The organism is Thiomicrorhabdus sp. 6S3-12, assembly GCF_017571475.1.
Classification (GTDB): Bacteria; Pseudomonadota; Gammaproteobacteria; order Thiomicrospirales; family Thiomicrospiraceae; genus Thiomicrorhabdus.
Map to the genome: position 1 here is coordinate 226,783 of NZ_JAGETW010000004.1, position 12,532 is coordinate 239,314.

Sequence of the window (12,532 nt, forward strand, 5' to 3'; positions counted from 1 at the left end):
ATTCATAGCGTTAAGGGTAGGATTTTTTAATTTTACCGACAAAAATCCGGGCAGCCGTTACAATGGTAAACGGGTACATTTTTAATCAGCGTTTAAGAAAAAACTATATGCCAAAAATACTCAGCTGGACGAAAGAGCATAGCCTTTATCAGGAACAGATCAACCGGATCCTTCTGCGTTTTATTTTACTGGTTGCCGCCCCATCCCTCCTGCTTCTGGCGGCGATCTCGTTCGTCAATCAGAACTATGTTTTTACCGTAATCAATTTAATCAGCTTAGGGATCGTCGGTTTCGCCTTCTCGCTGTCCAGTAATAGCGAGACGAAAAACATCTCCAAAGATGTCACCCTGGCGGCGATCTATATCCCCTATCTGACGACACTGTTTTATCTGGACGCGCACCATTTGGGCTTTCTGTGGATTATGCTGATCCCGATCGTACTGGTATTTCTTAACTCGCCAAAAGAACTTCTCTTCTGGTCAACCGCCCTGTTCGCCCCTCTGATCCTTGTCGCATTGATCAATTATCTGCAACTCGCTCAGACCAATCTCCACTATACCCAGGCAATCAACAGCGCAATCGGCCTATTGATCGAAGGCGTGTTTCTGTTTTACATCAAACACACGATTTTCAGTGACCAGCTGAAACTGAAGTATAAAAACCGTCAGCTGGAATTCAATAAACAGCTGATTGACGAAAAAGTGCCGATTTTATCTCTGGACGTTAATGGCAAGATCATTAAAGCCAATAGTGCATTCATGGAAATTACCGGTTACCGCCAAATGGCACTGATCGGAAAAACACTGGATCAGCTTGATATTCTGAATGAAGAACTTGATCACTTCAGTTTAAGTAATATTCTTAAAAATAAGTCTTGGAGCGGAGAACTACACGGGCGACGCCGCAGTGGCGCGCAATTCTGGATGAATGTCACCATTCGCGAGGAGTTTAACTCAAAGTTCGAAAAAATCGGTTTTATGGCGCTTTGCGAAGACATCACCTCGCAACAATTGCTTAAACTGCATGCCAATCACGACCAGCTTACCGGCGCTCTCAATCGTCGGGTATTCGATCAGTTTATTCAGAAGTCGGTTCATGAATTCCAACGCTATCGCGAACCATTCAGCCTGATCATCTGCGATATCGACTACTTCAAGAAAATCAACGACAGCTTCGGACATAATTTCGGTGATGAAATCCTCAAACAACTGTACAGTGAACTGAGCAAAATCTTGCGTGGCTCGGACAGTATCTGCCGCTGGGGTGGAGAAGAGTTCGCCATTCTGCTACCTAAAACCGGACTGGATTTGGGCGTAAGAGTCGCCGAAAAGGTACGCCAGCATATCAATACCACCGAATTCGCCGGCCAATACCCTCTGACAATCAGTCTCGGTGTGGCAGAAATACGAATCGACGAAAAGGCCGAAGACTGGTTTGCCCGTGCCGACCGGGCTCTGTACGATGCAAAAGAAAACGGTCGCAACAAAGTCAGCTTCAGTAGCCACTGAAGCAAACCGAAGCGATAAAAAAAGCCGGTTTTACAGACCGGCTTTTTTGTGCGGAAGTGTTGGACTCCGATTCGATTACGGACTCATTTCTGTGCCGCTAAACGTTCCTGATTCTTGCGTGCGATCTCATCCCAATCGATATTGTTACAAGCTTCGCACTCCTCTTTGAAGACACCGAGTTTAACCAGTAAAGAATACACCTTACAGCCGACACAGAAGCCGAGAACCGTCTCCATCCACATAAAGCCCAGACAGATCCAAACCAAAGTCAAAGGAATCCATGGCGACATGTAATTGACCGTGGTCGGCAATAGTGTCGAACCTGCAAGGGTATTAACCCAATTGGCAAATACGTCTGGATTAAAAAAGACCAGACAGACGGAAATAAAAGTCGCGCCGATGCCCCAGGCAAAACGCTTCGGAACAATCGGTTTCCAGACCGGTTTGGTATTTTTAGCTAAGATCGTCGCCAAAAGAATCGCCGGCGATAACCGGGCACTCCAGACAAACATGCCTGCAAGCATTTCAAACAAGGCGTAGAACAGCACCCAGGTCTGTACGGTGTAATCGTAGCTTTTCTTAATTGCCTCGACAGAATAGATAATATTGTAATCCCAATCCATATCCCCGCTATCTACCGCGGTATTGCCATCGACAACCCAATGCGAAACGAAAACGGCGTCATACAGAGTAAAACTCATGTAGATCGGAACGAACAGAAGAATACCCGCACGAATCCTGATCGCAATATCATTGATATATACAGGGGATTCTTTGGGGTCGCGAAACCATAGATTCTTCAATACAGAAAGCATAAAGACTCCTTAAAATTGTCTGCCAAAAGTTAAATTAGACTATTAGCAAATAATGAACTCGTCATAATTAGACAACTTAGGAGTAAAAAATCCTAGAGAAAATGAGATAGAATTTTTTAATTCTGTAATTAAAAACGGAAATTAAGTTCAGCCAAATCAGGCTGAAACAGGCATGTTTTTGCGCCGTTAAGGCAGGGAAATTGAGTAACAAAAAAGCCAGCAACCTAACCTCGATAGTCCGTTACCGAGGCGCGAAACGGCTGCTGACGAAAACACGGTATATGTTTTAAGAAGCCGATTCTTTATTTAAACTGCTCGCACTTTGCGCCACAGCCGGATCGATATTAAATCCGTAAGCAATCATTTCCGGCCACACTTCCTGCAGCTTTTCGATATTGGAAGATTTCATCGTGCTGGTTCCATTAAGAAAACGGAAAAAGGCACTCGGAGTAATTTCCGCAACTTCCGCAACACGATGCTTAATGATCCCTTTGGCTTCAATATAACTTTTAACTCTTTGATTAAAACTCATATCTGATCTCCTATTTATTCCCAAAAGACGGTAGAACTCTTACGGTTCCACTCTGTACACTTTTTTACAATTTCAAGATATCGCAGAGCCCTATATAAAAAAAGAGTGAAAAAAATTCACTCATTGTTTTTACCTATATCGTCTCTTTAGATTATTTAAAGCCCGTAACAAGCATTAAATACACGATTGAAACCAGAAAAAATTTAGTCAGAAATGGTTATAAAATGCCAACGCTCGTCCCATAAACACGGCAAAAATCTTACGACTTTCCCCATACTTATCTCTATACAAATTTATTCAGTTCATTACAATTTGCTTTGACTTCTTAAGCAGATCTACTTACTGTATTTTATGCAATTGATTGAAAACACATTGAGGGAAAGAAATACGATGGCACTATATAAAAGAATGCGTAAATACTTACAGATCAAGCAACTTTCAGCACAGCAGGTTGCATCTGAAGCATCCATTTCACTGGTCGACCTTGAAAAGTTTTTGCAGGGCTTAGACGCGATCGACTCAAGCCAGATGGAACAGTTGAACCGTTGCTGGCCGGAAATGATCGCTTACGGATTCGATATCGACATCAGCCTATGTACGGAAAACCAGCGAATCCCTGTCCACACCTCATAAGCGGATTTCTCTTTTGTTAGCAATCACTTATAACAAACGGACAATTTAGCGCCAAGATGAGCGGATTTTTTTCGCATTATTGAAATCAATCCCGCGAATAAAATATAGATCGTTGAATTTCTTATAAAAATTCTCTTTGAAACACTGAGATGCGGTGTCTTTTCCGCTATAATGCACCGAATAAACGAATTAGATTAATTTTGTGAAACTTAGTGTGTAGTTAACTATCCAAAAAAATAAAATATACGATACAAAAAACGCTACATTACTTAAGGGTTACAATCGACTCACAATAAAAAGCTTTTAAGGTGTAAGGAGTATTGAATGAAACTTCATGAGAGAGTGAAATTCTATATTGAATGGAAAGGAATCACAAAAAAACGCGTTGCCGAAGTGGCCGGAGTCACTCAAAGCGCGCTTTATCGTTTCCTTAACGGTAGCAGTACCATGAAGTCCTCGCACCTGCAAAAAATCAACGAAGAATGGCCTGAACTGATCGCTTTCTGTTTTGACGTCAATCCGCATATTGCCATGGAAGCATTGCGCATCGATTCGGTGGAAACGCAAAAAGAAGCCTACGCCAAAATGAGTCAGGAATAAAATCGATTTCAGCCCACTTAACAATGGGCTTGTAAATGCAATTCGATTAAGCGCGGATACTCGAGTACAGATCAAAAGTCTGTTTTGAACAGGCGATTAAAGTTTGCTGTCGTTGCCTTGGCGATCTCTTCAAAAGGCACCTCTCTTAAATCGGCAATTTCCTGCACAACGTATTTCGTATAACCGGGCTGATTGACCTTCCCGCGGTAAGGAACCGGAGCCAGATAAGGCGCATCGGTTTCAACCAGAATGCGATCCAAAGGGACTTCCTTGGCAACTTCTTTCAACTCTTTGGCATTCTTAAAAGTCACTATGCCGGAAAAAGAGATATAAAAGCCGATCGCCATTGCTCTGCGGGCAATCTCCATATCCTCGACAAAACAGTGCATAATGCCGCCAACTTCCTGAGCGCCCTCTTCTTCCAGAATCCGCAAACAATCATCGGTTGAATTACGGGTGTGAATCACAATCGGTTTTTGCAGCTGCTTGGCAATACGGATTTGCAGACGAAAACGTTCCTGCTGCCAATTCATATCCTGTTTTTCGGCATCAAAGTGGTAATAATCCAGACCGATTTCACCGATCGCCAGCACCTTAGGGTGCGAAGCCGCTTCAATCAACATCTGGTCCGTTACCTGAACGTCCTCTTCTTCACAAGGGTGAATCCCGATTGCGGCATAGACCTGTTCGTACTTATCCGCCAGCTCCAGCACTTCATGCCACTTGGCCGGATTAATCGCGATGCACATCATCTTGCCAACCCCCAATTCTACGGCCTGGCGAATCACCTCATCGGTTGTGCCAACCGAATCCGGAAGAATATTTAAATGACAATGCGAATCTACGATCATTTACAGAAGTCCTCTATTTAACGTCGGTTTAAACATGGGCTCACAAGCTTCGGCAACAGGGTTTTGCAACTTCAGCCAAACGGATAACAGATTTTCCAGAATCAGTTCCTTATTGGCATTTCCCATCCAGAAGGCTTTCGCCTGCATCACCTGCTGTTGAAACTGCAAAAGCGCTCTGACCTTAGAGGTATCCGGATGCTCCGCACTATAAGCCTGGCTGCGCACCTGCATCAGTGCCCAATGATAAAAATAATCAAATACTCTCTCCGGTTGCGACCATTTCAACCACGGAGTCGCCACCTTGGAAGGTGTTTTTTTAAATTCTTTAAGCAACCGCAGGCCCTCCTGCCACTCGCTGTATTCCTGAATCCGACCTTCATCAATCCAGCGTAACGCATCCAGCGGTGCCCCCCAGTTGAGACGTAAGGCTCGCTTTAGCAACGCCTGATCCAGCTGAGGACGCTGTTGCTGCAACCATTCCATGGCAATGGGCAGTTCCGGGAGATTGACGGTAAGTTTCTGGCAACGGCTTTTGATAGTCGCCGGCAGTTTCGACGCTTGGGCGCAACTCAACAGAAACAGTGTCTGTTCCGAAGGCTCTTCCAATGTTTTCAGCAAAGCGTTGAAGGCAGAAATATTAAGATCCTCGACCCCTTCAACCCAAATCAGCTTATAGCCGCCTTGGTGCGAGGTTTCGCTCTGCTTTTCGAGTAGCTGGCGAACCTGGTCAACTGCAATCTCTTTTTTATCTTCAAGACGCTGTAAATGGTAATAATCCGGGTGCTGACCGGAAGCAAACAGCTGACAAGTCGAACATTGCCCACATGCCCCCTTTGCAGTAGGCTGTTGACAAAGCGCCTGTTGCGCCATCGCAGCAACCAACTGTTCTCCACCAATACCATTCGGCATATTCAACAGGTAGGCATGGCCGAGACGCCCCTGCAACTGTTGCCATTGCTGCCACACCGGTAGCATCCATGGCAATGATGCCAAGTCGTAAACGCTGTTTTGTGAACTCAACTTGCTGTCACTCTCTTAAACATTTAAAGCGATGTGCAATCTTTGCACCAGCTGCTCGGAAATCTGTTGTTGAACTTGCTGTAGACTCTGGCTGGCATCGATCACCTGATAGCGCTGAGGTGCCATTTCAGCACGGCGCAGATACGCTTGACGGACGCTCTCGAAGAAGTCTTTACGTTCCTGTTCAAATCTGTCGATCTGACCGCCGCGACTGGCAACACGCTGCATACCGATGTCAATCGGCAAATCGAAAACAAACGTCAGGTTCGGCTGAAAGCCCTGTTGAACCCAACGCTCGATTTCCGCTACCCGCTCAAATCCCATCGCTCGAGCCGCACCCTGATAAGCGAATGAAGCATCGGTAAAACGGTCGGAAATCACCCAAATCCCCTGAGCGAGAGCCGGTTTGATTTTTTCCTGAATATGCTGGGCACGGGCGGCAAACATCAACAAAAGCTCGGTATCCTGATGCATCGCCTTGTTTTCCGGATCCAAAAGCAGTTCGCGAATCTTCTCGCCGATTTCCGTCCCACCGGGCTCGCGCGTGGTAATGACATCTTTACCGGCCTGTCGCAGCTGCTCTGCGATAAAAGCCAGATTAGTCGACTTTCCGGCACCTTCAGAGCCTTCCAAAGTAATGAATCTACCTGTTTGTTGTGTCATCTAAACTCTACTTATTCAAAATATATTTACGCACGGCGCGGTTATGTTCCAGCAGCGTATTGGAGAATTCATGCTGACCGCCGCCCTTAGCAACAAAATACAGCGCACGGGTCTCTTGCGGCTGCATCACCGCCTGAATCGCTTCGCGTGAAGGCATCGCAATCGGAGTCGGCGGCAAGCCATCGATCTGGTAAGTGTTATAAGCGGTTTTGCGATTCAGATCCCGTTTACGAATATTGCCATCATACTCCGCACCGATACCGTATATCACCGTCGGATCGGTTTGCAGGCGCATATTTCTTCGCAGCCGATTGACAAATACTCCCGCAATTTCCGAGCGTTCCGGCGCATAACCGGTCTCTTTCTCGACAATCGAAGCCAGTATCAATGCCTCCTGAGGACTCTTAAGCGGCAGGTTTTTCTGTCTTGCCTGCCACGCATCCTGCAGCACCTGATCCATCGCCAGCTTAGCGCGCAGCAAAATCGTTTTATCGCTGTCACCAGATTGATAGTAATAGGTTTCCGGAAGGAAGTGTCCTTCAAGATTGGCGTACGGATATTTCGGGTTGATCTTGCCTTCGACACCCAGGATCGTTTGCAGGCTGGCAACATCGCTCAAATCCAGCTCTTTTTTTAATTTTTCCAGTGCCTGCAGCTGCTGTAAAGTCTGCTTGAATGTCTGGCCGGCGATAATGGTCGCCGGATAACTGACGCTCTCACCCTTGATCAATACATCAATCAGCTCGTCCACGGTAAAAGACGGTTGAATAGCAAATTCGCCGGCCTTTAGGCGGTGATGTTTATCCAGAAAACGCAGATACCAGACAAACCACTGTGGATGGTTCATAAAACCGTGTCGATGCAACTGGTGTGCAATCTGTGTGGCGTTTGAACCTTTTTTGACCTGTAAAATGAGCGTTTCGTTGTGTGCTGAGATCGGGCGCTGTTTAAAGTCCTGCCAGTTGACCCAGGCAACGCTGCTCACGATCAACAATAATATCAAAATCCCCCAGACTAGAAACTTACGCACCGATTTACTCTCAACATCCATTTATCGATTCAAATTTACAGACGAATCCGTCTGATACTGCAGCCAAGCCGTCGCCAGCCATGTGCCTTTTTCGCAGGCATAGGATTTGACTTCATCGCGAGAAGCCACAAAAGCCGATACAGGCATAATGCCGCGCACGGCATTGCTTAAAAATACCTCTTCGGCGCTGAGTAGATCGCTCAGCTGTAGACTTCTTTCTTCCCACTGCCAGCCGTGATCCGCAAGCATTTCCGGCAAGGCGTTACGAACCGTTCCGGCCACACCGCTAACATTGAGTCTTGGCGTGATCACCTTTTGAGCACTTATCAAATACAGGTTTGCCTGCGTTGCACAGATAATCTCTCCGTTATCGCTACACATCACTCCTTCCTGCCAGTCGTTATGCATCAACTCCTGACGAGCCAGAACATTTTCCAGACGGTTAAGGTGTTTCATGCCCGCCAGAAGACGGTTACTGCTGGCTGGCGTCCGACAAAGGTTTAATTGCAATGGCGACTTATCCTGTAACGGCGTACTAGACCATTGAACAATCAAACTGACCTGTGCCGTTTGCGGCGGTTGATAGCCTCTGCCCCCTTCCCCGCGGGTAAGAATGATTTTAGCCACCAGTGTCTGACGTCTCTGTTCCTGATCCAGACAAGCGAAGGTTGCGGATAATTCCTGCAGACACTTCTCTTCGGAAAGCGCTGCAAAACCCAATCGCCGACAGCTCTCTTCAATACGTCGCAAATGGTTCGACCAGTTCATGAGATGACCGGATTGCACCAGCATAGTGGTAAAAAAGCCGTCGCCGTAACTCAGACCGCGATCAAATACGCTGATTCGATCGTTTTCTTCACCGTTGATCCAGCACCTTGGCAAACTCATGCGACCGTCCTAAGCATCGCTCTGGCCGAAAGCGCGCAGCAGACCGCGCGCCTTGTGCCGCGTTTCAATGAGTTCCAGCTCCGGTTGCGAATCAGCAACAATGCCTGCTCCGGCTCGGAACTGGATCTGTTGATGCCCTTCACACTCGCTCTGGATCAAGGTACGGATCAAAATATTCAGATCGAGGGTCCCGTCCAGATTAATATACCCCAGCGAACCGGTATAAGCCTCACGCGGCATCTGCTCCAATTCGGCAATAATTTCCATGCAGCGTACCTTCGGACACCCGGTAATGGTTCCGCCCGGAAACAGCGCATGTACGATATCCAAAGGAGAGAAACCATCACGCAACCGGCCACGGACATTGGAAACGATGTGGTGAACATGCTCGTAGGATTCGATCACCATCAGCTCATTGACTTCAACGCTGCCAGGCCGGCAGATACGACCCAGATCGTTACGTTCCAGATCGATCAGCATAATATGCTCGGCACGTTCTTTAGGATGGGCGATCAACTCGTCCATCAAGGCACGATCTGCGGCATCATCATCGCTGCGGCGGCGGGTTCCGGCAATCGGCCGCGTATCGACCCACTCGCCGTCATACTTAACCAGACGCTCCGGCGATGAACTGATAATCTGCCAAGGCTGTCCGTCCTGATCTTTCAAACAGGCCAAGGCGGCAAAAGGCGCCGGGTTATTCACCCGCAAGGCCTGATAGACCTGAAGGTAATCCTGATCTTCCGCCAAGGAAGCCTGCCACTGACGGGACAGATTGACCTGAAAAACATCGCCGGCAAGAATATATTCTTTGATCTGTGCGACACCATCCAGATACTTCTTTTCCTCTTCTTCCTGGAGATGACTTAAGGAAACTTCACTGGAAATCGCATTTGCAGTGCGAAGTACGGTTTGCATGTCCTCTAGCATTGAAGCCATTTCTGATTGATGCGTTTTTTCGGCGACAAGCCAGGCGCTTTCTGTCTCATGATCGAGAATCACCGCGGCGTGGCAACGAGTCAGATTCGCCAGCGGGAATTCCGATGCCGGAAGTTCTAATACCGGCTCAACAACCTGAGCATAGTCATAACTGAAATAAGCAAACCACCCGCCCTTGAACGGCAAAGCTTCGGCTTCGCTTTGCAGTCGTGCCCGGTCAAGTCTCTCATCGTCCGCGAGCATCAGTTCCAACTGGATTTCGTTCTGCGCGGTTATCGCCAGCACCTGTTGCGCCTGAGCGGTAAACTCCTGCGCATTGTGCGGCGAATCAAGCTGCAGCGAATCGCCCGGCAAAGCCATCAACACCGAATAACGCCCCAAAGATCCTTTGGCGACACTTTCCAGCAAAAACGGATAGCGCTGCGGATTGACACTGTGCAGCGCTGCCAGATCGAGTTTTTGCACTTCAGAGAAAAAAACAGGCCGTGCAACCACAGCCTGTGTATAAAGTTTCGTCATAAACTTAAGTGTCTTAAAAAAGCAAAACGCTTAGACTTTTCCTAGCACGATGGTTGCGTTGGTACCGCCGAAACCGAAAGAGTTCGACAGTGCAACATCAATTTTGGCGTCACGCGCTTCGTTGGCAACATAATCCAGATCGCAACCTTCTTGCGGGTTTTCCAGATTGATCGTCGGCGGAAGCTTCTGCTCTTTGATCGCCAAGGCGGTGAATACCGCTTCCATCGCTCCGGCTGCACCCAAAGCGTGCCCCGTCATCGATTTGGTAGAACTCATGCATAGATTGTACGCATGATCTCCGAAAACCGATTTGACGGCACTGGTTTCACACAAATCACCCGCCGGTGTCGAAGTACCATGCGCATTAATGTAGTTGATCTGCTCCGGATTAACTCCGGCGTTATGTAAAGCGGTATGCATGCAGCGAGCCGCACCGGCACCACCGGCAGCTGGCAAAGTCATATGGTAAGCGTCGCCGCTCATACCAAAACCTAGCACTTCGGCATAGATCTTGGCGCCGCGCGCTTTGGCGTGCTCATACTCTTCAAGTACCACTGCTCCCGCACCGTCACTCAATACAAAACCGTCACGATCCTTATCCCAAGGACGCGAAGCCGCATGCGGATCATCATTGCGTGTGGACAAGGCTCTCGCCGCTGCAAATCCAGCCAATCCCAGTTCGGTTGTCGCATATTCGGCACCACCGGCAACCATCACGTCGGCATCGCCGTACTGAATCATACGCGCGGCATCGCCGATACTGTGGGTACCGGTCGCGCAGGCAGTGGCAATCGCCATATTCGGACCTTGCAAGCCGAACATAATCGACAGGTTACCGGAAACCATATTGACAATGGAACTCGGTACAAAGAAAGGAGATACGCGGCGCGGGCCGGATTTCTGATAAGTACCGTGCTGGGTTTCGATCGAACCGATACCGCCGATTCCCGAACCGATTGAAACGCCTATGCGCGGTGCATTTTCCTCGGTCACTTCCAGCCCGGAATCCTTAATAGCCTGTGCACCGGCGGCAATACCGTAATGGATAAAAGGATCCATCTTTTTGGCTTCTTTCGGCGCGATGTACTCTTTGACATCAAAACCTTTCAGTTCCCCACCAAAGGTCACCGAAAACGGAGAGGTATCAAACTTGGTAATCGGTTCGATTCCGCTCTTACCCGCTAAAAGATTAGTCCAGTTCTCTTCCACATCCAGCCCTACAGCGGATAGTACGCCTAGACCGGTTATGACTACACGACGCTTTGTCAAAATGAGATCCTCTTTACTGAGTCCACGAAAATGATGTGATTTTATTGGCTGTTGGCACTAAAGTCCAGATACAAAAAAAGCCGCATAAAAACGGCTTTTTTTGCAATCGTTTGTAACCAAGCGATTATAGGTTTGCTTCTACGTAAGCAACTGCTTGAGCTAGTGTAGAGATTTTTTCTGCTTCTTCGTCAGGGATTTCGCAGTCAAATTCTTCTTCAAGAGCCATTACTAGTTCAACTGTATCTAGAGAGTCAGCTCCTAGATCATCAACGAAAGAAGCATCAGCAGTAACCTGATCTTCTTCAACACCTAGCTGCTCAACAACAATTTTCTTTACGCGTTCTGCAATATCGCTCATTTGGAAATTCTCCAATTATGGTTATATAAAAAATTTAGTTGGGGTATTTTCGCTTTATGTTTGCGGATTTTCAAGCACTTTCGCCTTTTTTCTCCTCTAAAAACATTTATAAGCGATTAGTTATTATTTGGCCTTCTGATTTATAAAAGGCTTAGATCATGTACATCCCACCATTAACGTTCAGTGTCTGACCGGTAATATAGGCTCCGCCGCTCCCTGCCAGGAAGGTAACGGTTTGCGCAATGTCTTCCGGCTGACCCAAACGATTCAAAGGAATCTGGCTGGTCAGAGAGTCGCGCTGTTCTTCAGGAAGTGCACGTGTCATATCGGTATCGATAAAGCCCGGGGCAACGGTATTAACCGTAATGTTTCGGGCACCGACTTCACGCGCCAGAGACTTACTGAAACCGATGATACCGGCTTTAGCTGCGGCATAGTTGGTCTGACCGGCATTCCCCATAACACCGACGACAGACGCGATATTGATAATACGTCCTTCTTTGGCTTTCATCATGCCGCGAAGACACGCTTTAGACATACGGAAAACCGAGTTCAAGTTGGTCTGGATAATATCGTCCCACTCTTCGTCTTTCATGCGCATCAGCAGGTTATCACGAGTGATCCCGGCATTATTCACCAGAATCGTCGGCGTACCGAACTCTTTGGTTACTTCGGCCAACACTTCGGTAATCATCTCAGCTTCTGTTACATTCAGACAAGCACCGCGCCCTTGGGCACCCGCTTCTTTAAGATAGTCCGTAATCGCCTGAGCACCGGATTCGGAGGTTGCCGTACCGATAACCGTTGCGCCCTGAGCCGCCAGATCCAACGCGATCGCTTTTCCGATACCGCGGCTGGCGCCAGTCACAAATGCAACTTTATTCGTTAACATTTTCATATACCCTTT

At 47.6% G+C, this 12,532-nt stretch carries 14 protein-coding genes; 3 read left to right on the forward strand and 11 right to left on the reverse strand.

What is annotated here, in order from left to right:
• Nucleotides 1–107 precede the first annotated feature (107 nt).
• Nucleotides 108–1,508, forward strand: coding sequence for a sensor domain-containing diguanylate cyclase (locus J3999_RS06625; protein ID WP_208127117.1), 1,401 nt, complete (start codon nt 108–110; stop codon nt 1,506–1,508).
• Between the two features lie 83 nt (nt 1,509–1,591).
• Here the strand turns inward: J3999_RS06625 and J3999_RS06630 are convergent, their stop codons facing one another.
• Entirely contained in the window at nt 1,592–2,323 is a 732-nt protein-coding gene (locus J3999_RS06630) for a DUF4395 domain-containing protein (RefSeq protein ID WP_208127118.1), read from the reverse strand.
• A gap of 286 nt (nt 2,324–2,609) precedes the next feature.
• Nucleotides 2,610–2,855 (reverse strand): hypothetical protein, encoded by a 246-nt coding sequence (locus tag J3999_RS06635; protein ID WP_208127119.1) that lies wholly within the window; start codon nt 2,853–2,855, stop codon nt 2,610–2,612.
• A gap of 390 nt (nt 2,856–3,245) precedes the next feature.
• Between J3999_RS06635 and J3999_RS06640 the strand changes: the two genes are divergently transcribed.
• The gene (locus J3999_RS06640; protein WP_208127120.1) at nt 3,246–3,488 is read left to right on the forward strand and encodes a hypothetical protein; all 243 of its coding nucleotides are present in this window, start codon (nt 3,246–3,248) and stop codon (nt 3,486–3,488) included.
• A gap of 324 nt (nt 3,489–3,812) precedes the next feature.
• Entirely contained in the window at nt 3,813–4,088 is a 276-nt protein-coding gene (locus tag J3999_RS06645; RefSeq protein ID WP_208127121.1) for a helix-turn-helix transcriptional regulator, read from the forward strand.
• Between the two features lie 71 nt (nt 4,089–4,159).
• On the opposite strand, the gene J3999_RS06650 is transcribed toward J3999_RS06645, so the two are convergent.
• From J3999_RS06650 to fabG, 9 genes are all read right to left on the reverse strand, one after another.
• On the reverse strand, nt 4,160–4,939 hold the full coding sequence (locus J3999_RS06650; protein WP_208127122.1) for a TatD family hydrolase: 780 nt from the start codon (nt 4,937–4,939) through the stop codon (nt 4,160–4,162).
• A complete protein-coding gene (holB, locus tag J3999_RS06655) occupies nt 4,940–5,959 on the reverse strand; it encodes a DNA polymerase III subunit delta' (protein ID WP_208127123.1) in 1,020 nt (339 codons plus the stop codon). It lies immediately after the preceding gene.
• Between the two features lie 15 nt (nt 5,960–5,974).
• Nucleotides 5,975–6,622 carry a dTMP kinase gene (tmk, locus tag J3999_RS06660; RefSeq protein WP_208127124.1) on the reverse strand — a complete coding sequence of 216 codons (648 nt, stop codon included), beginning with the start codon at nt 6,620–6,622 and terminating at the stop codon, nt 5,975–5,977.
• A gap of 7 nt (nt 6,623–6,629) precedes the next feature.
• Nucleotides 6,630–7,652, reverse strand: coding sequence for an endolytic transglycosylase MltG (gene mltG / locus J3999_RS06665; protein ID WP_371811868.1), 1,023 nt, complete (start codon nt 7,650–7,652; stop codon nt 6,630–6,632).
• Nucleotides 7,653–7,673: 21 nt separating this feature from the next.
• A complete protein-coding gene (gene pabC, locus J3999_RS06670) occupies nt 7,674–8,540 on the reverse strand; it encodes an aminodeoxychorismate lyase (RefSeq protein ID WP_208127126.1) in 867 nt (288 codons plus the stop codon).
• Nucleotides 8,541–8,549: 9 nt separating this feature from the next.
• Nucleotides 8,550–9,998: an aminodeoxychorismate synthase component I gene (locus tag J3999_RS06675; RefSeq protein WP_208127127.1), complete on the reverse strand. Its 1,449-nt coding sequence runs from the start codon at nt 9,996–9,998 to the stop codon at nt 8,550–8,552.
• Nucleotides 9,999–10,028: 30 nt separating this feature from the next.
• Complete coding sequence (gene fabF / locus J3999_RS06680) at nt 10,029–11,267, reverse strand: beta-ketoacyl-ACP synthase II (RefSeq protein WP_208127128.1); 1,239 nt, start codon at nt 11,265–11,267, stop codon at nt 10,029–10,031.
• A gap of 124 nt (nt 11,268–11,391) precedes the next feature.
• Complete coding sequence (gene acpP / locus J3999_RS06685; RefSeq protein WP_173284575.1) at nt 11,392–11,625, reverse strand: acyl carrier protein; 234 nt, start codon at nt 11,623–11,625, stop codon at nt 11,392–11,394.
• A gap of 151 nt (nt 11,626–11,776) precedes the next feature.
• Nucleotides 11,777–12,517 carry a 3-oxoacyl-ACP reductase FabG gene (fabG, locus tag J3999_RS06690; protein WP_208127129.1) on the reverse strand — a complete coding sequence of 247 codons (741 nt, stop codon included), beginning with the start codon at nt 12,515–12,517 and terminating at the stop codon, nt 11,777–11,779.
• Nucleotides 12,518–12,532 lie beyond the last annotated feature (15 nt).

Coding starts and splice junctions, on each gene's coding strand:
- J3999_RS06675 (WP_208127127.1), bottom strand. CDS start 9,998: ATGACGAAACTTTATACACAGGCTGTGGTTGCACGGCCTGTTTTTTTC.
- tmk (WP_208127124.1), bottom strand. CDS start 6,622: ATGACACAACAAACAGGTAGATTCATTACTTTGGAAGGCTCTGAAGGT.
- fabG (WP_208127129.1), bottom strand. CDS start 12,517: ATGTTAACGAATAAAGTTGCATTTGTGACTGGCGCCAGCCGCGGTATC.
- J3999_RS06635 (WP_208127119.1), bottom strand. CDS start 2,855: ATGAGTTTTAATCAAAGAGTTAAAAGTTATATTGAAGCCAAAGGGATC.
- J3999_RS06650 (WP_208127122.1), bottom strand. CDS start 4,939: ATGATCGTAGATTCGCATTGTCATTTAAATATTCTTCCGGATTCGGTT.
- J3999_RS06645 (WP_208127121.1), top strand. CDS start 3,813: ATGAAACTTCATGAGAGAGTGAAATTCTATATTGAATGGAAAGGAATC.
- J3999_RS06630 (WP_208127118.1), bottom strand. CDS start 2,323: ATGCTTTCTGTATTGAAGAATCTATGGTTTCGCGACCCCAAAGAATCC.
- J3999_RS06625 (WP_208127117.1), top strand. CDS start 108: ATGCCAAAAATACTCAGCTGGACGAAAGAGCATAGCCTTTATCAGGAA.
- pabC (WP_208127126.1), bottom strand. CDS start 8,540: ATGAGTTTGCCAAGGTGCTGGATCAACGGTGAAGAAAACGATCGAATC.
- acpP (WP_173284575.1), bottom strand. CDS start 11,625: ATGAGCGATATTGCAGAACGCGTAAAGAAAATTGTTGTTGAGCAGCTA.
- J3999_RS06640 (WP_208127120.1), top strand. CDS start 3,246: ATGGCACTATATAAAAGAATGCGTAAATACTTACAGATCAAGCAACTT.